31 protein-coding genes are annotated in these 17,339 nt (G+C 61.4%); all 31 read right to left on the reverse strand.

Features of this window, described 5'->3' with window-relative positions:
- Positions 1-15: 15 nt before the first annotated feature.
- A complete protein-coding gene (locus IEX24_RS06105; RefSeq protein WP_188675326.1) occupies positions 16-570 on the reverse strand; it encodes an Lrp/AsnC family transcriptional regulator in 555 nt (184 codons plus the stop codon).
- Positions 571-694: 124 nt separating this feature from the next.
- On the reverse strand, positions 695-1,282 hold the full coding sequence (gene rplQ, locus IEX24_RS06110) for a 50S ribosomal protein L17 (RefSeq protein WP_188675329.1): 588 nt from the start codon (positions 1,280-1,282) through the stop codon (positions 695-697).
- Positions 1,283-1,343: 61 nt separating this feature from the next.
- Positions 1,344-2,333 (reverse strand): DNA-directed RNA polymerase subunit alpha, encoded by a 990-nt coding sequence (locus tag IEX24_RS06115; protein ID WP_116283869.1) that lies wholly within the window; start codon positions 2,331-2,333, stop codon positions 1,344-1,346.
- Positions 2,334-2,464: 131 nt separating this feature from the next.
- The gene (gene rpsK / locus IEX24_RS06120) at positions 2,465-2,863 is read right to left on the reverse strand and encodes a 30S ribosomal protein S11 (protein ID WP_136641125.1); all 399 of its coding nucleotides are present in this window, start codon (positions 2,861-2,863) and stop codon (positions 2,465-2,467) included.
- A 63-nt stretch (positions 2,864-2,926) separates the two neighbouring features.
- Positions 2,927-3,301: a 30S ribosomal protein S13 gene (rpsM, locus tag IEX24_RS06125; protein ID WP_188675332.1), complete on the reverse strand. Its 375-nt coding sequence runs from the start codon at positions 3,299-3,301 to the stop codon at positions 2,927-2,929.
- Positions 3,302-3,450: 149 nt separating this feature from the next.
- A complete protein-coding gene (gene rpmJ, locus IEX24_RS06130; RefSeq protein WP_104242511.1) occupies positions 3,451-3,567 on the reverse strand; it encodes a 50S ribosomal protein L36 in 117 nt (38 codons plus the stop codon).
- Between the two features lie 82 nt (positions 3,568-3,649).
- On the reverse strand, positions 3,650-3,871 hold the full coding sequence (gene infA / locus IEX24_RS06135; RefSeq protein ID WP_022883252.1) for a translation initiation factor IF-1: 222 nt from the start codon (positions 3,869-3,871) through the stop codon (positions 3,650-3,652).
- A 162-nt stretch (positions 3,872-4,033) separates the two neighbouring features.
- Positions 4,034-4,474 (reverse strand): PTS mannitol transporter subunit IIA, encoded by a 441-nt coding sequence (locus IEX24_RS06140; protein ID WP_188675335.1) that lies wholly within the window; start codon positions 4,472-4,474, stop codon positions 4,034-4,036.
- Between the two features lie 33 nt (positions 4,475-4,507).
- The gene (gene map, locus IEX24_RS06145) at positions 4,508-5,368 is read right to left on the reverse strand and encodes a type I methionyl aminopeptidase (protein WP_229715129.1); all 861 of its coding nucleotides are present in this window, start codon (positions 5,366-5,368) and stop codon (positions 4,508-4,510) included.
- The gene (locus tag IEX24_RS06150; RefSeq protein ID WP_188675338.1) at positions 5,337-5,927 is read right to left on the reverse strand and encodes an adenylate kinase; all 591 of its coding nucleotides are present in this window, start codon (positions 5,925-5,927) and stop codon (positions 5,337-5,339) included. The genes map and IEX24_RS06150 overlap by 32 nt, the downstream gene beginning before the upstream one ends.
- The gene (gene secY / locus IEX24_RS06155; protein ID WP_188675341.1) at positions 5,924-7,246 is read right to left on the reverse strand and encodes a preprotein translocase subunit SecY; all 1,323 of its coding nucleotides are present in this window, start codon (positions 7,244-7,246) and stop codon (positions 5,924-5,926) included. The genes IEX24_RS06150 and secY overlap by 4 nt, the downstream gene beginning before the upstream one ends.
- Before the next feature lie 152 nt (positions 7,247-7,398).
- Complete coding sequence (gene rplO / locus IEX24_RS19515) at positions 7,399-8,130, reverse strand: 50S ribosomal protein L15 (protein WP_229715130.1); 732 nt, start codon at positions 8,128-8,130, stop codon at positions 7,399-7,401.
- Positions 8,130-8,315, reverse strand: a complete 186-nt coding sequence (rpmD, locus tag IEX24_RS06165) for a 50S ribosomal protein L30 (protein ID WP_104242488.1) — start codon at positions 8,313-8,315, stop codon at positions 8,130-8,132. The genes rplO and rpmD overlap by 1 nt, the downstream gene beginning before the upstream one ends.
- Positions 8,315-9,001: a 30S ribosomal protein S5 gene (rpsE, locus tag IEX24_RS06170; protein ID WP_188675344.1), complete on the reverse strand. Its 687-nt coding sequence runs from the start codon at positions 8,999-9,001 to the stop codon at positions 8,315-8,317. Before rpsE ends, rpmD begins: the two co-directional genes overlap by 1 nt.
- A gap of 26 nt (positions 9,002-9,027) precedes the next feature.
- A complete protein-coding gene (rplR, locus tag IEX24_RS06175; RefSeq protein WP_188675347.1) occupies positions 9,028-9,399 on the reverse strand; it encodes a 50S ribosomal protein L18 in 372 nt (123 codons plus the stop codon).
- A gap of 2 nt (positions 9,400-9,401) precedes the next feature.
- On the reverse strand, positions 9,402-9,938 hold the full coding sequence (gene rplF, locus IEX24_RS06180; protein ID WP_188675350.1) for a 50S ribosomal protein L6: 537 nt from the start codon (positions 9,936-9,938) through the stop codon (positions 9,402-9,404).
- 6 nt (positions 9,939-9,944) lie between these two features.
- Positions 9,945-10,343 carry a 30S ribosomal protein S8 gene (gene rpsH / locus IEX24_RS06185; RefSeq protein ID WP_188675353.1) on the reverse strand — a complete coding sequence of 133 codons (399 nt, stop codon included), beginning with the start codon at positions 10,341-10,343 and terminating at the stop codon, positions 9,945-9,947.
- Between the two features lie 108 nt (positions 10,344-10,451).
- Complete coding sequence (rplE, locus tag IEX24_RS06190) at positions 10,452-11,042, reverse strand: 50S ribosomal protein L5 (protein ID WP_188675356.1); 591 nt, start codon at positions 11,040-11,042, stop codon at positions 10,452-10,454.
- Positions 11,042-11,401, reverse strand: a complete 360-nt coding sequence (rplX, locus tag IEX24_RS06195) for a 50S ribosomal protein L24 (RefSeq protein WP_188675358.1) — start codon at positions 11,399-11,401, stop codon at positions 11,042-11,044. Before rplX ends, rplE begins: the two co-directional genes overlap by 1 nt.
- 2 nt (positions 11,402-11,403) lie before the next feature.
- The gene (gene rplN / locus IEX24_RS06200; protein WP_188675361.1) at positions 11,404-11,775 is read right to left on the reverse strand and encodes a 50S ribosomal protein L14; all 372 of its coding nucleotides are present in this window, start codon (positions 11,773-11,775) and stop codon (positions 11,404-11,406) included.
- Positions 11,776-11,809: 34 nt separating this feature from the next.
- Positions 11,810-12,121 carry a 30S ribosomal protein S17 gene (gene rpsQ, locus IEX24_RS06205; protein ID WP_188675364.1) on the reverse strand — a complete coding sequence of 104 codons (312 nt, stop codon included), beginning with the start codon at positions 12,119-12,121 and terminating at the stop codon, positions 11,810-11,812.
- Positions 12,121-12,474, reverse strand: a complete 354-nt coding sequence (gene rpmC / locus IEX24_RS06210; protein WP_188675367.1) for a 50S ribosomal protein L29 — start codon at positions 12,472-12,474, stop codon at positions 12,121-12,123. The genes rpsQ and rpmC overlap by 1 nt, the downstream gene beginning before the upstream one ends.
- Positions 12,474-12,893: a 50S ribosomal protein L16 gene (rplP, locus tag IEX24_RS06215; RefSeq protein ID WP_136641104.1), complete on the reverse strand. Its 420-nt coding sequence runs from the start codon at positions 12,891-12,893 to the stop codon at positions 12,474-12,476. Before rplP ends, rpmC begins: the two co-directional genes overlap by 1 nt.
- 2 nt (positions 12,894-12,895) lie before the next feature.
- Positions 12,896-13,696, reverse strand: coding sequence for a 30S ribosomal protein S3 (gene rpsC, locus IEX24_RS06220; protein WP_188675370.1), 801 nt, complete (start codon positions 13,694-13,696; stop codon positions 12,896-12,898).
- Positions 13,696-14,094, reverse strand: a complete 399-nt coding sequence (gene rplV, locus IEX24_RS06225) for a 50S ribosomal protein L22 (protein ID WP_188675373.1) — start codon at positions 14,092-14,094, stop codon at positions 13,696-13,698. Before rplV ends, rpsC begins: the two co-directional genes overlap by 1 nt.
- A gap of 25 nt (positions 14,095-14,119) precedes the next feature.
- Entirely contained in the window at positions 14,120-14,401 is a 282-nt protein-coding gene (rpsS, locus tag IEX24_RS06230) for a 30S ribosomal protein S19 (protein WP_104242462.1), read from the reverse strand.
- A gap of 11 nt (positions 14,402-14,412) precedes the next feature.
- Complete coding sequence (gene rplB, locus IEX24_RS06235; protein ID WP_188675376.1) at positions 14,413-15,252, reverse strand: 50S ribosomal protein L2; 840 nt, start codon at positions 15,250-15,252, stop codon at positions 14,413-14,415.
- Between the two features lie 23 nt (positions 15,253-15,275).
- Positions 15,276-15,575 carry a 50S ribosomal protein L23 gene (rplW, locus tag IEX24_RS06240; RefSeq protein ID WP_188675379.1) on the reverse strand — a complete coding sequence of 100 codons (300 nt, stop codon included), beginning with the start codon at positions 15,573-15,575 and terminating at the stop codon, positions 15,276-15,278.
- Positions 15,572-16,231 carry a 50S ribosomal protein L4 gene (gene rplD / locus IEX24_RS06245; protein WP_188675382.1) on the reverse strand — a complete coding sequence of 220 codons (660 nt, stop codon included), beginning with the start codon at positions 16,229-16,231 and terminating at the stop codon, positions 15,572-15,574. The genes rplW and rplD overlap by 4 nt, the downstream gene beginning before the upstream one ends.
- A 3-nt stretch (positions 16,232-16,234) precedes the next feature.
- Complete coding sequence (rplC, locus tag IEX24_RS06250; RefSeq protein ID WP_188675385.1) at positions 16,235-16,891, reverse strand: 50S ribosomal protein L3; 657 nt, start codon at positions 16,889-16,891, stop codon at positions 16,235-16,237.
- 5 nt (positions 16,892-16,896) lie between these two features.
- Complete coding sequence (rpsJ, locus tag IEX24_RS06255) at positions 16,897-17,205, reverse strand: 30S ribosomal protein S10 (protein ID WP_104242452.1); 309 nt, start codon at positions 17,203-17,205, stop codon at positions 16,897-16,899.
- Positions 17,206-17,339 lie beyond the last annotated feature (134 nt).

Consider the following 17,339-nt stretch of genomic DNA (forward strand, 5'->3'; position numbering starts at 1 on the left):
CCACACACTCCTTGCTCAGTTCGCGGCAGCCACCGCACCTTCGTCAATGAACGTCTCGAAAATGCGAGACGCAAAGTCATCGGTGTCGACAGTACCAAGACCGAGCAGCGTTTCGGTGCGCAGGATGCCCGGCAGAGCTGGCACGCGGTCGAGAATCAATTCACGGAGATGAGTCTGGTCGCTGATGCGAAAGCGAGCGATGAGGTCGAAGCGACCTGTCACAATGGTCAGCTGCTCGAGCTCCACGATCTCGCTCAGTGCGTCGAGAACCTCTTGCCTGCTCTGACCGGGCCGCAGTGTCAAATTCACCACCGCCACAACACCGAGGCCGAGGCGCGACCAGTCGATCGCCACCGAATACTGCTTGATGACGCCCGTACGCTCGAAGCGAGCGAGTCGCTCAGCCACGGCGGGCGGCGACATTCCCACCTTGCGGCTCAGCGCACGCTGCGACTGGCGCGAGTCGACAGCGAGCTCGCGCAGCAGCGCAATGTCTTTGCTGTCGAGGTCAACCTCGGGCTCGTCGAACGTGGCGCCGACATAGGCTGAAAACGGACTGCGTTTCTTCATCAATACTCCACACAATTGACCCCTAGAATTACAATTGTGAGTATATCTTACTTATCAGTATAAAAGAGAACCCCGGCACTCCTTCTGTGAAATACCGGGGTTCTTCTTTGGTTTAGCGTTCGAGCTACTTATCGTCGGCCTTCTCAGCAGCTTCGGTCTCAACCTCGTCAGCAGCGGCGCTGGGCTCTTCGGCCTCAACCGGCTCGCTGGTTTCGACTGCGTCGGTCTCCTCGACGGGAACCGAGGTCTCGGCTTCCGTCTCATCGGCCTCGGGCTCGTCGGCAGCATCGGCCGCGGGCTCCGTAGCCGCGGCAGGCGCAGCGACCGTACGGGTCGAGCGAACCTTCGGGGTCACTGGCTCGAGAACGAGCTCGATCTGAACCATCGAAGCATTGTCGCCCTTACGGAAGCCGAGCTTCGTGATGCGGGTGTACCCGCCCTCACGCTCGGCGACCAGAGGCGCGATCTCGGTGAAGAGCTCGTGCACAACGGTCTTGTCGCCGATGGTCGCGAGAACGCGACGACGAGCGTGCAGGTCGCCGCGCTTGGCGAACGTGATGAGCCGCTCGGCTACCGGGCGAAGGCGCTTGGCCTTCGTCTCGGTGGTCTTGATGCTCTTGTGCGTGAACAGGGCTGCTGCCAGGTTGGCGAGCATGAGGCGCTCGTGCGCCGGCCCACCGCCGAGACGAGGCCCTTTAGTTGGGGTTGGCATGTCTTTTCTCCAGTAAGTGCGATGAAATCAGTGCGGTCGCCCGCGCAGAATTCGTAAAGGGTTAGATGTTCTCGTCGTCGTAGCCGCCGTAGAAGTGTGCACCGTCGAAGCCGGGCACCGTGTCTTTCAGCGAGAGGCCAAGCTCGACGAGCTTGTCTTTGACTTCATCGACCGACTTCTGGCCGAAGTTGCGAATGTTCATGAGCTGCGTCTCCGACAGCGCTACGAGCTCGCTGACGGTGTTGATGCCCTCACGCTTGAGGCAGTTGTACGAACGAACCGACAGGTCGAGGTCTTCGATCGGCACGGCGAGTTCGCTCGAGAGAACGGCGTCGACCGGCGCGGGGCCGATCTCGATGCCCTCTGCGGCGGTGTTGAGCTCGCGAGCAAGGCCGAACAGCTCGGTCAGTGTACGACCGGCAGATGCGATGGCGTCGCGCGGCGTAATGGCCGGCTTCGTCTCGACGTCGACGACCAGGCGGTCGAAGTCGGTGCGCTCACCGGCACGAGTGGCCTCGACGCGGTAGGTGACCTTCAGAACGGGCGAGTAGATCGAGTCGATCGGAATCTGACCGGCTTCGCTGAACTCGCTGCGGTTCTGCGTCGACGACACGTAACCGCGACCGCGCTCGATGATGAGCTCGAGCTCGAACTTCGCCTTGTCGTTGAGCGTGGCGATGACCAGCTCGGGGTTGTGAATCTCGACGCCGGCAGGCGCAGAGATGTCAGCAGCCGTGACCTGGCCCGAAGCGTGCTTACGCAGGTAAGCCGTGATGGGTTCGTCATGCTCGCTCGAAACGACGAGGCCCTTGATGTTCAAGATGATCTCGGTGACATCTTCTTTGACACCAGGAATGGTGCTGAACTCGTGCAGCACGCCGTCGAGGCGGATGCTCGTGACAGCCGCTCCCGGAATGCTCGAGAGCAGGGTGCGGCGAAGTGAGTTACCGAGGGTGTAACCGAAACCGGGCTCCAGCGGTTCGATGACGAACCGTGAACGGAACTCCGAGATGTTCTCTTCGGTGAGCGTTGGACGCTGTGCAATAAGCACTGTGGATTCCTTTCGGCTAAGTGTCCGCTATATGACACTTGCGATGTAGAGATAGTGAATTTTCAAAGTGAACGGCCTAAGCGGCGCGACGCGCACAGGCGTCACGCCGCTAGGGCAAGAAAGGAATGGAACTACACGCGGCGGCGCTTGGGGGGGCGGCACCCGTTGTGCGCCTGCGGGGTCACGTCGTTGATCGAGCCGACCTCGAGGCCAGCGGCCTGAAGCGAACGGATCGCGGTCTCGCGGCCTGAACCCGGGCCCTTGACGAAGACGTCGACCTTCTTGACGCCCTGCTCCTGCGCCTGGCGAGCAGCAGACTCGGCCGACAGCTGTGCGGCGAAAGGGGTCGACTTACGCGAACCCTTGAAGCCGACGGTGCCTGACGAGGCCCAGCTCAACACGGCGCCCGAAGGGTCGGTGATGGTCACGATGGTGTTGTTGAACGTCGACTTGATGTGAGCCTGGCCCACGGGAACGTTCTTCTTCTCTTTACGCCGCGGCTTACGAGCGGCCGATTTTGGTGCTGCCATTGTTTTCTCCTAAAAACGTCTATGGCGATGCCTGCTTGGGGGCGCTAGGCCCGCAAGTGTTGGCTATCGGGCCTTCTTCTTGCCTGCAACGGTGCGCTTCGGGCCCTTGCGGGTACGAGCGTTGGTCTTGGTGCGCTGCCCGTGAACGGGCAGGCCGCGACGGTGACGAATACCCTGGTAGCTGCCGATCTCGACCTTGCGGCGAATGTCGGCTGCGACCTCACGACGAAGGTCACCTTCAACCTTGTAGGTACCTTCGATGTGCTCACGCAGAGCGAGCAGCTGCTCGTCGGTGAGGTCTTTGACGCGGGTGTCGCCATCGATTGCGGTGTCAGCGAGAGTCTGAAGAGCCCTCGTGTGGCCGACGCCGTAGATGTAAGTCAGTGCGACCTCCACGCGCTTGTCGCGTGGAATGTCTACTCCTGCAATACGTGCCATGGTGGCATGTCTCCTGTAGATGAGTGGAGGTGTGGGGCAAGACCTGTGCTGCGGCCTCCAACCGCAGGTGTCCCCCGGCGAAACTCGCGTTCCGCCGGGTTCTGGCCTTGCTATCTAGCTTTCGATATTCAGTTAGAAATAATTTCTGCTTAGCCCTGGCGTTGCTTGTGGCGCGGGTTCGACTTGCAGATGACCATCACGTTGCCATTGCGGCGAATGACGCGGCAGTGCTCGCAGATGGGCTTGACGCTGGGGTTGACCTTCATGATTGTTCCTTTTTCGCTGTCTTCGTACCCGCCAGATGTGGCGGGCCGTTACTTCTCAGCGATCATTACGTGTAGCGGCGGTTTACTTGTAGCGGTAAACAATGCGACCACGGGTGAGGTCGTAGGGGCTGAGCTCTACGATCACGCGGTCTTCTGGAAGAATGCGAATGTAGTGCTGTCGCATCTTGCCCGAAATGTGGGCAAGAACTTTGTGTCCGTTGGTCAACTCGACGCGAAACATCGCGTTGGGAAGAGCCTCGACCACTGCGCCCTCGATCTCGATGACACCGTCTTTTTTGGCCATAACTCACTGTCTGTATAATGCTGCGTTGTAATGATTGCTGGTCGTGCGTTTGTTTTCTCGGTGTGAATTGGCGCGCTGAACACGCTCGAAACACCAAAGATCGAGCTTAGCACAATCTAGGTGTATATTGTGCCGCGCGGGTGAGTGGATGCTCGCGCGAACCTAGCGCTCGTTGACCACCGAGAGCAGGGCGAAGACCGCCTCATCGCTCGGCGCATGACGCACCTTCTCCACCAGTTCGGCGTCGCTGAAGATGTCGGTCAGCCGCGCCAGAATCTGGGCCGTGCCCTCTTCATCACTCGCGATCGCCACAACGAAGCGAACCTCGTTGCCGCCCCAATCGACCGGCTTCGAATAGCGCACCATCGAGATACCGGGTGTCAGAACAGCGGCCGCCGACTCGGCTCCGCCTCGTGGTGCGGCGAAGAAGTTGCCGACGTAACTCGACTCCGATTCTTCGCGCGCGAGCATCGACGTCAGGTAGTCGTTGGTCACGGCTCCCGCAGCCAGCAAGAGTTCGTTCGCCTCAGAGATCGCATCGTCTCTCGTTGAAGCACTGCCATTGATCTTGATCGATGTCTGGCTCAAAACGTCGTCGCTCATACCCACCAGCCTACGCCGCGCTGAGCCCGACGTTCACGCGATCGGAACCGGCGTCACACCGAGGGCGCGCAGCCCCGCGGCACCACCATCGGCGGCCGTCAGCACCCAAATGCCATCGCGATGCACGGCCACCGAGTGCTCCCAATGCGCGGCCATGCTCCCGTCGGCCGTCGACACCGTCCATTCGTCGTCGCCCACCACGGTATCGATTCCGCCGGCCGTGATCATCGGTTCGATGGCGACAACGAGCCCCGGTTTCACGTCGGGCCCCTTTGCGCGCACCCGATAGTTGAAGACCGGCGGTTCTTCGTGCATGCTCCGGCCGATGCCGTGGCCGATGTAGTCAGTGAGAATGCCGTATTCGCCCTGCGACTCCACATATTCTTCGATTGCCGCGCCCACCTCGTTGAGGTGCCGTGCCACTGCAAGTCTGGCGATCCCTCGCCACATCGACGCTTCTGTAACGTCAGCGAGTCGCTGGCGCTCAGCCACCAGCTCGGGTCGATCGGGGTCAGGCACCACGATGGTGATCGCCGAGTCGCCGCTCCAACCGCCTACGTCAGCGCCCGAATCGATCGAGACGATGTCGCCAGCCGCAATCACACGTTCGCCCGGGATGCCGTGCACCACTTCGTCGTTCACCGACGAGCAGACGGTGTGCCGATACCCGGGCACCATCTGAAAGTTCGACACTCCCCCGTGAGCGCGAATCGCGGCGTCTGCGATGTCATTGAGCTGCCTCGTTGTGATGCCGGGGCGAATGGCCGCACGAACGGCCTCGAGCGACGCGAGCGTGGCAAGGCCAGGAGCCAGCATCAGCCGGAGTTCGGCAGGGGTCTTGTAGAAGTCTTTGCGGGCCACGTCAGCTGGCGAGAAGGGCGATGCCACGGGCATCGAGAGCCCCGGTGATGCGCGCCGTCACGTCGTCGACCGAACCGAGACCGTCGACCTCGACCACTAGGCCGCGGTCGCTGTAGATCTCGATCAGCGGGGCCGTCTGCTCGGCGTACACGTCGAGTCGGTGACGAATCACGTCTTCGGTGTCATCGCTTCGACCCTGCTCGAGTGCGCGTTTCGACAGGCGCTTCACGATCTCATCTGAATCGGCGACGAGCAGCACGACGACGTCGAGTTCGTGGCCCGTGCCAGCCAGAATGTCGTCGAGCTCAGCCACCTGCGCCGCAGTACGCGGGTACCCGTCGAGCAGAAACCCGTTGTCGACGTCAGGCTCATTCAAGCGGCTTCGAACCAGGTCGTTCGTCAGGCTGTCGGGAACGTACTTTCCTGCATTCATGAACTCTGCAGCTTTCAGACCGAGTTCGGTGCCGTTCTGAACGTTCGATCTAAAGATGTCGCCGGTCGAGATTGCCGGCACGTTGCAGGCCTGCGACAGCCGCACAGCCTGGGTGCCTTTGCCGGCGCCGGGTGGACCAATCAGCAGGAGTCGTGTCAACGCAGAAGCCCTTCGTAATGGCGTTGCTGGAGTTGCGAGTCTATCTGCTTCACGGTCTCGAGCCCGACACCCACAATGATGAGGATCGATGCGCCACCGAACGGGAAGTTCTGGTTGGCACCGACCAGCACGAACGCGATCAGCGGAATCAGCGCGATGAGGCCGAGGTAGATAGCGCCCGCAAGGGTGATACGGGTCAGAACGTAGTCGAGGTACTGCGCAGTCGGCCGGCCGGCACGGATGCCCGGAATGAAGCCGCCGTACTTCTTCATGTTGTCGGCAACCTCTTCGGGGTTGAAGGTGATGGCCACGTAGAAGTACGTGAACCCCACGATCAGCAAGAAGTACAGCAACATATACAGCGGGTGATTGCCGCTGGTGAGGTAGTTCGTGACCCAGGTGACCCAGGCAGCCGGCTCTTGGCCCGCCTTCGGCTGGTTGAACTGCGCGATGAGCGCAGGCAGGTACAACAGCGACGACGCGAAGATCACGGGCACCACGCCGGCCATATTGACCTTGATGGGTATGTAGGTGTTGTTGCCGCCGTAGGTTCGCCTGCCCACCATGCGTTTGGCGTATTGCACAGGTATTCGGCGCTGCGATTGTTCGACGAAGACCACCGCCGCCATGATGGCGACGCCGATCACAATGACGATGGCGAGCACCTCCCAGCCCTGCTGCTGCTGAATGGCAACCAGCGAACCCGGAAAGCGGGCGGCGATCGAGGTGAAGATGAGCAGCGACATACCGTTGCCGATGCCGCGCTCGGTCACGAGCTCACCCATCCACATGATGAGGCCGGTACCGGCGGTCATCGTGATCACCATCAGCAGAATCGCATACCAGGCATCGTTCGTGATGAGCTGCGTGCACTGCGTCGTGGTGCTCGTACCGAACAGGGCGCCGCTTCGCGCCACGGTGATGAGGGTGGTCGACTGCAGCACGCCGAGGGCGATGGTGAGGTAACGGGTGTACTGAGTGAGGCGGCTTTGGCCGGCCTGACCCTCTTTGTACAGTGTTTCGAAGTGCGGAATGACCACACGCAGCAGTTGCACGATGATCGACGCCGTGATGTAAGGCATGATGCCCAGGGCGAAAATCGAGAGTTGCAACAGCGCGCCACCGCTGAACAGGTTGACGAGCTCATAGAGCCCCGACGTGTTCTGGTTCGCGGCTAGACAGGCCTGCACGTTGCCGAAGTCGACAAAGGGCGCGGGAATGAACGACCCGAGCCTGAACAGCGCGACGATGCCGAGCGTGAACAGAATTTTCCGGCGGAGATCCGGAGTACGGAAGATCCTGCCGACGGCTCTAAACAAAAAACGGCCTCCTGCTAGGTAAAAACGAGACTTGCGCGGGCACAGTCATCGCAGGAAGTAATTCCCACGAAGACTCTACTCGAACTCGCCGGGCCGGGAGGCCAAAGGGCGGCTGCCAGAAAGACAGCCGCCCCCGCGACGAGCATGCAGCGTTACTTGACGGAGCCACCTGCGGCGACGATCTTCTGCTCGGCAGAGCCGGAGACCTTGTCGACGGTGACGTTCAGCTTGACCGCAATATCCCCATTGCCGAGAACTTTGACCTTCTCGTTGTTACGAACGGCACCCTTCGAGACGAGGTCGGCAATCGTGACCTCACCCCCTGACGGGTATAACTCGGCCAGACGGTCGAGGTTCACAACCTGGTACTCGATTTTGAACGGGTTCTTGAACCCGCGCAGCTTCGGTGTGCGCATGTGCTGCGGCATCTGGCCACCCTCGAACCCGAGACGCACGTTGTAGCGCGCCTTCGTGCCCTTGGTGCCACGACCCGCGGTCTTACCCTTCGAGCCTTCGCCACGGCCGACGCGCGTACGCGCCTTCTTCGAACCCGCGGCGGGGCGAAGGTGGTGCACCTTCAGAACCTGCTCACGAGCTTCGGCCGGCTCGGCCTTCGCCTTCGCAGGCTTGGTCTCCGTCACGGTCTCAGCCTTGGCAGCCTTCGCGGCAGCGGCCTTGGGAGCAGCAGCCTTCGGGGCCTTCGCGGCGGGGGCGTCGGTCGAAGCCTCAGCCTTCGCTGCAGCAGCCTTGGGGGCCTTTGCAGCAGCGGTCTCAGTCTTCGGCGCAGCCTTCGCCTTGGGAGCAGCGTCAGCCTTGGGCGCTGCCTTGGTGGCAGGCGCCTTCTTCGGCGCTACCTCGGTAGCGTCGTTCTTCTCGTCAGTCATTAGTCAATCTCCTCGACTTTGACCAGGTGAGCGACGTGGCGCACATAGCCACGGTTCTGCGAGTTGTCTTCACGCACGACGAACTGGCCGATGCGGTGAAGACCGAGGCTACGCAGGGTATCGCGCTGGTCTTGCTTTTCGCTGATCTTGGACTTGATCTGCGTGATCTTGAGGCTCGTAGCCATTACGCACCTGCCTTTGCGAGGGCCGCCGCAGCATCTGCGTCAGCCTGGGCACGCAACAGACGAGCCGGCACAACCTGCTCGAGAGTCAGGCCACGGCGTGCTGCCACGGCGCGAGGCTCTTCGAGTTGCTTGAGGGCTTCGACGGTCGCGTGAACGATGTTGATGGTGTTCGACGACCCGAGCGACTTGCTCAAAACGTCGTGGATGCCCGCACACTCCAGCACCGCGCGAACGGGGCCACCGGCGATAACACCGGTACCCGCAGCAGCGGGGCGAAGAAGCACAACACCGGCAGCCGCCTCACCCTGAACGGGGTGCGGAATGGTGTTGGCGACGCGGGGAACGCGGAAGAAGTTCTTCTTGGCCTCTTCGACGCCCTTCGAGATTGCGGTCGGCACCTCACGGGCCTTGCCGTACCCGACACCTACCAGACCGTTGCCGTCACCGACGACGACGAGAGCGGTGAAGCTGAAGCGACGACCACCCTTCACCACCTTCGAGACGCGGTTGATGGTGACAACACGCTCGAGAAACTGGCTCTTCTCAGAGTCACGTGACCCGCGGTCTTTGTTGGGGTTGCGCTCGCGGCCACCACGACGAGCCTCGCGAGGCTCGTTCTGGGCTGCGGGAGCTTCGGTTGTGGTCGCTTCGGCCGTGGTGGCCGCTGCGGTCGTAGCTTCTGCCACGTCAGCTTCCTTTGCTTTTTCGTCACTCACAGGTCAAGTCCACCTTCTCGAGCGCCTTCGGCGACTGCCGCCACGCGCCCGGCGTAGCGGTTACCACCGCGGTCAAATACGACTGCTTCGATGCCAGCAGCCTTGGCGCGCTCGGCGACGAGCTCTCCCACTTTGTGGGCCTTGGCCGACTTGTCACCCTCGAAGGTGCGCAGGTCAGCTTCGAGCGTCGACGCCGAAGCGACGGTGAAACCCTTGCTGTCGTCGACGACCTGAACGAATACGTGACGGGCCGAGCGGGTGACCACCAGGCGGGGGCGAACCTCCGTGCCGACGACCTTCTTGCGAAGGCGGTCGTGGCGACGACCGCGTGCTGCGGCCTTGCTCTTGCCTCTAGTTCCTGTAGCCATGATTACTTACCGCTCTTTCCGGCCTTGCGACGAACGACCTCGCCGGCGTAGCGCACACCCTTGCCCTTATAAGGCTCAGGCTTGCGCAACTTACGAATGTTGGCAGCTACTTCGCCCACAGCCTGCTTGTCGATACCGCTGACAGTGAGCTTGTTGACGCCCTCGACCGTGAAGCTGATGCCCGCGGGCGGCTCGACGGTGATGGAGTGTGAGTAGCCGAGTGCGAACTCGATGTTCGCGCCCTTGGCGGCCACGCGGTAACCGGTACCGACAACCTCGAGGCCCTTGGTGTAGCCCTCAGTGACGCCGATGATCTGGTTCGCGATGAGCGTGCGGGTCAGGCCGTGCAGCGAACGCGATTCGCGCTCGTCGTCGGGGCGGGTGACTAGAATCTGGCCGTCTTCGATCTTCGCCTCGATGGGGGCCTTGACGGTGAGCGCGAGCTCGCCCTTCGGGCCCTTCACCTTAACGTCTTGACCGTTGATGGTGATGTCGACTCCAGCAGGAATCTCGATCGGTAGTCTTCCAATACGTGACATCAGTGATCACCACACGTAGGCGAGAACTTCTCCGCCCACGCCTTTCTGTGAGGCCTGTCGGTCGGTCAGAAGACCTGACGACGTCGAAAGAATTGCTACTCCGAGGCCACCCAGAACGGTGGGAATCTCGGTGGACTTCGCGTAGACGCGAAGGCCGGGCTTCGAAACGCGCTTGATGCCCGCGATGGAGCGCTCACGGTTCGGCCCGAACTTGAGTGACAGGGTCAGCGTCTGACCGACGGCAGCGTCTTTGACGTGCCACTCGGAGATGTAACCCTCGCTCTTCAGAATGTCGGCGATGTGCGACTTGAGCTTGCTGTGCGGCATCGACACGGTTTCGTGGAATGCCGAGTTAGCGTTGCGCAGTCTGGTCAGCATGTCTGCGACCGGATCTGTCATTGTCATTGGAGTGTTGCCCTTCTGGCCTGGTTTCGACACCCTTTTCGAGGATGCCGACCTGTGGTCTCTGCCAAGCTCAGCCGAATTGCTGAGCTTGGTTTACTGCTGTTCTGACTAGGCGTTGTCTGCCGTGCGGAACGGGAAGCCGAGCGCCTTGAGCAGCGCGCGACCCTCGTCATCGTTCTTTGCAGTGGTCACGACAGTGATGTCGAAACCGCGAACGCGGTCGATCTTGTCTTGATCGATCTCGTGGAACATCGACTGCTCTGTGAGACCGAACGTGTAGTTGCCCTGGCCGTCGAACTGGCGGTCGGAGAGACCACGGAAGTCGCGGATACGGGGAAGAGCGAGAGAGAGCAACCGGTCGAGGAACTCCCAGGCACGGTCGCCGCGAAGCGTCACGTGGGCGCCGATGGGCTGGCCCTCACGGAGCTTGAACTGGGCGATCGACTTGCGGGCCTTCGTGACCTGCGGCTTCTGACCGGTGATGGCGGTCAAGTCTTTGACGGCGCCATCGATGATCTTGCCGTCACGGGCTGCCTCACCGACACCGGTGTTCACGACGACCTTGATGAGGCCCGGAACCTGGTGGATGTTCGTGAAGCTGAAGTCTTTGGTGAGCTGGGGAATGATCTCAGCCTTGTACTTCTGCTTAAGGCGCGGCTGGATTTTGCCAGTCGGCGCTGCAGTTACTGTGTCAGTCATTAGAGGTCCTTGCCGCTTTTCTTGGCGTAGCGAACGCGAACGTTCTTGGTGACGCCGTCTTTGGTGACCTGCTCGACGCGAAAGCCGACGCGAGTGGGCTTCTTGGTCTCGGGGTCGATGAGCGCAACGTTCGACACGTGAATCGGGGCCTCGACGGTCTCGATGCCACCGGTCTTGGTGCCGCGCTGGGTCTGGCCGACGCGCACGTGCTTCTTGACGTAGTTCACGCCTTCGACGATGACGCGGTTCTTTGAGGCCAAAACCTCGATGACGCGACCCTGCTTGCCGCGGTCTCCGCCACGCTCTTGGGTTGCGCCTGAGATGACCTGAACCAGGTCACCCTTCTTGATGTTCGCCATGATTAGATAACCTCCGGTGCCAGCGAGATGATCCGCATGAATGCAGCGTCGCGCAGCTCACGACCGACAGGGCCGAACACGCGGGTGCCGCGTGGCTCCTTGTCGTTCGCGCGCAAGATCACGGCAGCGTTCTCATCGAACTTGATGTACGAGCCGTCAGAACGACGGGTCTCTTTCTTGGTGCGAACGATGACGGCCTTGACGACCTCACCCTTCTTCACGGTGCCGCCGGGAATGGCGTCTTTGACGGTGGCGACGATGATGTCACCGAGGCCGGCGTAACGGCGACCTGAACCACCGAGTACACGGATGGTCAGCAGCTCTTTGGCGCCGGTGTTGTCGGCGACCTTGAGCCGGGATTCCTGCTGAATCACTTCTACTCCTTACGTAAGCAAGCGCGCGGGGCGCTTACTTGGCCTTTTCGAGAATCTCGACCAGGCGCCAGCGCTTGGTAGCGCTGAGCGGACGGGTCTCAGAAATGAGCACCAGGTCGCCGATACCGGCGGTGCCGGCCTCGTCGTGCGCCTTCACCTTGGAGGTGCGGCGAATGACCTTGCCATACAGCGGGTGCTTCACGCGGTCTTCGACCTCGACGACGATGGTCTTCTCCATCTTGTCGCTGGTGACGTAGCCACGACGGGTCTTGCGGTAACCGCGCTCGTGATCGGGCGCAGCTACGGTTTCGACTGACGCAGCGGTTGCTGCTTCTGCCTTAGCCATTACTTGGCCTCCTCGGTTGCTTCTGGTGCTTCGGTTGCCTCAGCTTCTGGCGCCTCTTCAACAGGAGCGGCCTTCGCCTTGCGGGTCTTCTTGGGTGCTGCCTCTACTGGTGCGACCTCAACGGCGACAGGCGTGGCACGGATGCCCAGCTCGCGCTCGCGAACGATCGTGTAGATGCGTGCAATGTCGCGCTTCACGGCGCGCAGGCGGCCGTGGCTCTCGAGCTGGCCGGTGGCCGACTGGAAGCGCAAGTTGAACAGCTCTTCCTTGGCCTTGCGCAGCTCTTCTGCGAGACGTGAATCTTCGAATGTGTCGAGCTCGATGGGAGTGAGCTCTTTAGAACCGATCGCCATTATGCGTCGCCCTCCTCGCGCTTGATGATGCGTGCCTTCAAAGGCAATTTGTGAATTGCACGGGTGAGCGCCTCACGAGCGACGACGTCAGAGACACCGGAGAGCTCGAAGAGAACGCGACCTGGCTTGACGTTCGCGATCCACCACTCCGGGCTACCCTTACCAGAACCCATGCGGGTTTCGGCCGGCTTCTTGGTCAGCGGGCGGTCGGGGTAGATGTTGATCCACACCTTTCCGCCGCGCTTGATGTGACGCGTCATGGCGATACGAGCTGACTCGATCTGGCGGTTCGTCACGTAAGCCGGGGTGAGGGCCTGAATGCCCCACTCGCCGAATGACACAGTGGTGCCACCGGTTGCCTGGCCGCTACGGCCGGGGTGGTGCTGCTTGCGGTGCTTGACTCTGCGTGGAATCAACATAGTTAGGCCTCAACTCCTGCAGCTGCCACGGGAGCGGCGTCTGCCTTGGGCGCACTGGTCGTGCCCGCGTTACGACGGGGGCGGTCGCCACCGTCGCGGCGGTCGTCACGACGCTCGGGGCGCGTTGACTTCTGGTTGGCCTGCTCACGAGCAAGCTCCTTGTTGGTGATGTCGCCCTTGTAGATCCAGACCTTCACACCGATGCGACCGAACGTGGTCTTCGCCTCGTAGAAGCCGTAGTCGATGTTCGCGCGCAGGGTGTGCAGGGGCACACGGCCTTCACGGTAGAACTCCGAACGGCTCATCTCCGCGCCGCCGAGGCGGCCAGAGACCTGGATGCGAACACCCTTGACACTCGGCGTGCGCTGGGCGCCCTGCAGGCCCTTGCGCATTGCGCGGCGGAACGCCACACGTGCACTGAGCTGCTCGGCGATGCCCTGGGCAACAAGCTGAGCTTCGGCCTCGGGGTTCTTCACCTCGAGAATGTTGAGCTGAATCTGCTTCTTCGTGAGCTTCTCGAGGTCGGCACGAATGCGCTCGGCCTCGGCTCCGCGGCGACCGATCACGATGCCCGGGCGGGCGGTGTGAATGTCGACACGAACGCGGTCACGGGTGCGCTCGATCTCGATGCGGGCGACGCCTGCACGGTCGAGTGACTTCGTGAGAAGGTTGCGAATCTTGACGTCTTCGGCGACGAAGTCGCTGTAACGCTGACCTACCTTGGTGCTGTCAGAGAACCAACGCGACACGTGGTCGGTCGTGATGCCCAGACGGAAACCGTAGGGGTTTACTTTCTGGCCCATTACTTCTTTCCTGCCTTCTTGGAACCCTGAGCTGTGACGCCGGCCTCATCGGGCGTGGCGAGCACGATGGTGATGTGGCTGGTGCGCTTCAGAATCTGGAATGCGCGTCCCTGTGCACGGGGCTGGAAGCGCTTGAGGGTCGTTCCCTCATCGACGAAAGCCGTCGCGACGAACAGGTCTTGCTCGTCGAGGTAGCTGTTGTCTTTGTCGGCCTTGACCTTCGCGTTCGCGATTGCAGACTCGACGAGCTTGTAGACAGGCTCGCTCGCGCCCTGCGGGGCGAACTTCAGAATTGCCAGGGCCTCCATGGCCTGCTTGCCGCGAATCAAGTTGACGACGCGACGAGCTTTCATGGGGGTGACGCGGATGTGACGCACGCGTGCGATCGACTCCACCATTTCTCTCCTCCTTTTCGCCACCGCGTTAGCGGCGACGACCCTTCTTGTCGTCTTTCACGTGGCCGCGGAAGGTACGCGTCGGCGAAAACTCGCCGAGCTTGTGACCGACCATGGTCTCTGTGATGAACACGGGAATGTGCTTGCGACCGTCGTGAACGGCGATCGTGTGACCCAGCATTGCTGGGATGATCATCGACCGGCGTGACCAGGTCTTGATGACGTTCTTCGAACCAGCTTCGTTCTGTACGACAACCTTGCGGAGCAGGTGGTCATCAACGAAGGGGCCCTTCTTGAGACTGCGTGGCATCTTCTCGACTCCTACTTACGCTTCTTGCCGACGTTGCGGCGACGAACGATGAGCTTGTCGCTCTCTTTGTTGGGGTGGCGGGTGCGGCCCTCTTTTTGACCCCACGGGCTGACCGGGTGACGACCACCGGAGGTCTTGCCCTCACCACCACCGTGCGGGTGGTCGACAGGGTTCATTGCGACACCACGAACGGTGGGGCGAACGCCGAGCCAGCGTTTACGGCCGGCCTTGCCCCAGTTGATGTTGGACTGCTCGGCGTTGCCGACCTCGCCGATCGTTGCGCGGCAGCGGGCATCCACATTGCGGATCTCACCAGACGGCAGACGAAGCTGTGCGTAGGGGCCGTCTTTTGCGACGAGGCGAACGGATGCACCGGCTGAACGTGCCATTTTGGCGCCTCCCCCCGGCTTCAGTTCGATCGCGTGAATGACGGTACCAACGGGGATGTTCTTCAGCGGCAGGTTGTTGCCCGGCTTGATGTCAGCCCCGGCACCCGACTCGATGATGTCACCCTGCGACAGCTTGTTCGGAGCGATGATGTAACGCTTGGTGCCATCGACGAAGTGCAGCAGCGCGATGCGCGCCGTGCGGTTCGGGTCGTACTCGATCTCGGCGACACGGGCGTTGACGCCGTCTTTGTCATTGCGACGGAAGTCGATGACGCGATACTGGCGCTTGTGGCCACCACCGATGTGACGGGTCGTGATGCGGCCGGCGTTGTTACGGCCACCGGTCTTGGGCAGCGGGCGAAGCAGCGACTTCTCAGGCGTGGTGCGGGTGATCTCTGCAAAGTCTGCAACTGAAGAACCGCGACGACCGGGGGTAGTCGGCTTGTATTTGCGAATAGCCATGTTTTTATCCTCTGGATTCCGACTTAGCCAACAGCCGTGAAGATGTCGATGGTGCCGGACTTGAGGGTGACAATGGCACGCTTGGTGTCTTTGCGCTTGCCCAGCCCGAACTTGGTGCGGCGGGTCTTGCCGATCTTGTTCATCGTGTTGACCGAGTTGACCTCGACGCCGAAGATCTTCTCAATGGCGAGCTTGATCTCGGTCTTGTTCGAAGTGGGCGAGACGATGAAAGTGTACTTACCCTCGTCGATCAGGCTGTAGCTCTTCTCGGAGACGACCGGCGAGATGATGATGTCGCGGGGGTCTTTGTTGTTGCCGCTCATGCTGCAACCTCCTCAGTAGTCTTCGTCTTCGACGAGATGAAGCCGTCGATCGCACCCTTGGTGAAGACGATGTCGTCGCTCACCAGCACGTCGTAAGCGTTCAGCTGGTCATAGGTCAAAACGTGAACCTCGGGAACGTTGCGAACGCTCTTCACGGCGATGTCGTCGCCGCGCTCGACGACCACGAGAACGTGCTTCGAGGTTGCGATCTGCTCGAGCAAGGCGATGGCCGTCTTGGTCGAGGGCACAGGGCCGAGGGTGAGCGAGTCGACAACGTGAACGCGGCTGCCACGGGCACGGTCAGAAAGTGAACCCAGCAGTGCTGCCGCGATCATCTTCTTGGGGGTGCGCTGGTCGTAGCTGCGCGGGGTCGGGCCGTGCACGATGCCACCACCGGTCATCTGAGGAGCGCGAATCGAGCCCTGACGAGCGCGACCGGTTCCTTTCTGCTTGAACGGCTTGCGGCCGGCACCAGAAACCTCGCCACGGCGCTTGACCTTGGAGGTACCCTGGCGTGCCGCGGCGAGCTGCGCCACGACGACCTGGTGGATGAGCGGAATGTTGGTCTGCACATCGAAGAGCTCTGCGGGCAGCTCGACAGAGCCTGCCTTCTTGCCCTGAGCGTCGATGATGTCGACAGTGGTTACGTCAGCCATGAGCTACGCCCCCTTTACAGCGGTACGAACGAAAACGAGACGGCCACGGCCGCCGGGAACGGCGCCCTTGACCAAGATGAGGTTCTTCTCGGCGTCGACCGAGTGCACGACGAGGTTAAGCACGGTGACGCGCTCGCCACCCATGCGGCCTGCCATGCGCATGCCCTTGAAGACACGGCTGGGAGTCGACGAAGCACCGATTGAACCGGGCTTGCGGTGGTTGCGGTGCGAACCGTGCGACGACGACACACCCTTGAAGTTGTGACGCTTCATGACACCGGCGAAGCCCTTGCCCTTGCTGGTGCCGACCACGTCGACCTTCTTGCCTGCCTCGAACACACCGTCAACGGTGAGCTCTTGGCCGAGCGTGTACTCGGAGGCGTCAGCGGTGCGAATCTCGGTCACGTGACGGCGAGGCGTGACGCCTGCCTTGTCGAAGTGACCGGTCAGCGGCTGGGTGACCTTACGGGGGTCGATCTGGCCCGCCGCGATCTGAACGGCCTCGTAGCCGTCGATCTCAGGGGTACGAATCTGGGTGACGACGTTCGGCGTGATCTGCACGACGGTCACAGGAATGAGACGGTTGTTCTCATCCCACACCTGGGTCATGCCGAGCTTGATGCCGAGCAGGCCCTTTGAAGTCTTAGTTGAAGTAGCCATGATCCCTACAGCTTGATCTCGATGTTGACATCGGCCGGAAGGTCGAGGCGCATGAGCGAGTCGACAGCCTTGGGCGTCGGGTCGATGATGTCGATGAGGCGCTTGTGGGTGCGCTTCTCGAAGTGCTCGAAGCTGTCTTTGTACTTGTGCGGCGAACGGATGACCGCAATGACGTTCTTCTCGGTCGGCAGCGGCACGGGGCCGACTACGGTCGCACCCGCACGGGTTACTGTGTCGACGATCTTTCGCGCCGAGCTGTCGATGACCTCATGGTCATACGACTTAAGTCGAATGCGGATCTTTTGTCCCGCCATGTGTGACTCACTCTCTTGTCTTGCGTCGTACCCCACCAGGTGAGTTTCACCGGAGTTGCATTGGACGCGCTTAGAACACTGTTCTTCTGTCAAATCCCTACCCGCGCCCGCACACATTTCTGGCACGATGTGAC

Origin of the sequence: Subtercola lobariae (genome assembly GCF_014640255.1) — a bacterium.
Taxonomy (GTDB): Bacteria; Actinomycetota; Actinomycetes; order Actinomycetales; family Microbacteriaceae; genus Subtercola; species Subtercola lobariae.

Excerpts from the sequence above, each read along its gene's own strand:
- rplR (WP_188675347.1), bottom strand. The coding sequence starts at position 9,399 with ATGGCTACAGGAACTAGAGGCAAGAGCAAGGCCGCAGCACGCGGTCGT.
- map (WP_229715129.1), bottom strand. The coding sequence starts at position 5,368 with ATGCCCGTGGCATCGCCCTTCTCGCCAGCTGACGTGGCCCGCAAAGAC.
- rplQ (WP_188675329.1), bottom strand. The coding sequence starts at position 1,282 with ATGCCAACCCCAACTAAAGGGCCTCGTCTCGGCGGTGGGCCGGCGCAC.
- rpmD (WP_104242488.1), bottom strand. The coding sequence starts at position 8,315 with ATGGCTACGAGCCTCAAGATCACGCAGATCAAGTCCAAGATCAGCGAA.
- rpsC (WP_188675370.1), bottom strand. The coding sequence starts at position 13,696 with ATGGGCCAGAAAGTAAACCCCTACGGTTTCCGTCTGGGCATCACGACC.
- rpsJ (WP_104242452.1), bottom strand. The coding sequence starts at position 17,205 with ATGGCGGGACAAAAGATCCGCATTCGACTTAAGTCGTATGACCATGAG.
- IEX24_RS06105 (WP_188675326.1), bottom strand. The coding sequence starts at position 570 with ATGAAGAAACGCAGTCCGTTTTCAGCCTATGTCGGCGCCACGTTCGAC.
- rplF (WP_188675350.1), bottom strand. The coding sequence starts at position 9,938 with ATGTCACGTATTGGAAGACTACCGATCGAGATTCCTGCTGGAGTCGAC.
- rplC (WP_188675385.1), bottom strand. The coding sequence starts at position 16,891 with ATGGCTACTTCAACTAAGACTTCAAAGGGCCTGCTCGGCATCAAGCTC.
- rpsQ (WP_188675364.1), bottom strand. The coding sequence starts at position 12,121 with ATGGCTAAGGCAGAAGCAGCAACCGCTGCGTCAGTCGAAACCGTAGCT.
- rplE (WP_188675356.1), bottom strand. The coding sequence starts at position 11,042 with ATGACTGACACAGTAACTGCAGCGCCGACTGGCAAAATCCAGCCGCGC.
- rpsM (WP_188675332.1), bottom strand. The coding sequence starts at position 3,301 with ATGGCACGTATTGCAGGAGTAGACATTCCACGCGACAAGCGCGTGGAG.
- rplW (WP_188675379.1), bottom strand. The coding sequence starts at position 15,575 with ATGAGCGGCAACAACAAAGACCCCCGCGACATCATCATCTCGCCGGTC.
- rpmC (WP_188675367.1), bottom strand. The coding sequence starts at position 12,474 with ATGGCGATCGGTTCTAAAGAGCTCACTCCCATCGAGCTCGACACATTC.
- rplX (WP_188675358.1), bottom strand. The coding sequence starts at position 11,401 with ATGGCGAACATCAAGAAGGGTGACCTGGTTCAGGTCATCTCAGGCGCA.
- rpmJ (WP_104242511.1), bottom strand. The coding sequence starts at position 3,567 with ATGAAGGTCAACCCCAGCGTCAAGCCCATCTGCGAGCACTGCCGCGTC.
- rplP (WP_136641104.1), bottom strand. The coding sequence starts at position 12,893 with ATGTTGATTCCACGCAGAGTCAAGCACCGCAAGCAGCACCACCCCGGC.
- infA (WP_022883252.1), bottom strand. The coding sequence starts at position 3,871 with ATGGCCAAAAAAGACGGTGTCATCGAGATCGAGGGCGCAGTGGTCGAG.
- rplV (WP_188675373.1), bottom strand. The coding sequence starts at position 14,094 with ATGGTGGAGTCGATCGCACGCGTGCGTCACATCCGCGTCACCCCCATG.
- IEX24_RS06140 (WP_188675335.1), bottom strand. The coding sequence starts at position 4,474 with ATGAGCGACGACGTTTTGAGCCAGACATCGATCAAGATCAATGGCAGT.
- rplO (WP_229715130.1), bottom strand. The coding sequence starts at position 8,130 with ATGACTGACGAGAAGAACGACGCTACCGAGGTAGCGCCGAAGAAGGCG.
- rpsS (WP_104242462.1), bottom strand. The coding sequence starts at position 14,401 with ATGCCACGCAGTCTCAAGAAGGGCCCCTTCGTTGATGACCACCTGCTC.
- rplD (WP_188675382.1), bottom strand. The coding sequence starts at position 16,231 with ATGGCTGACGTAACCACTGTCGACATCATCGACGCTCAGGGCAAGAAG.
- rpsH (WP_188675353.1), bottom strand. The coding sequence starts at position 10,343 with ATGACAATGACAGATCCGGTCGCAGACATGCTGACCAGACTGCGCAAC.
- rplB (WP_188675376.1), bottom strand. The coding sequence starts at position 15,252 with ATGGCTATTCGCAAATACAAGCCGACTACCCCCGGTCGTCGCGGTTCT.
- rpsK (WP_136641125.1), bottom strand. The coding sequence starts at position 2,863 with ATGGCAGCACCAAAATCGGCCGCTCGTAAGCCGCGGCGTAAAGAGAAG.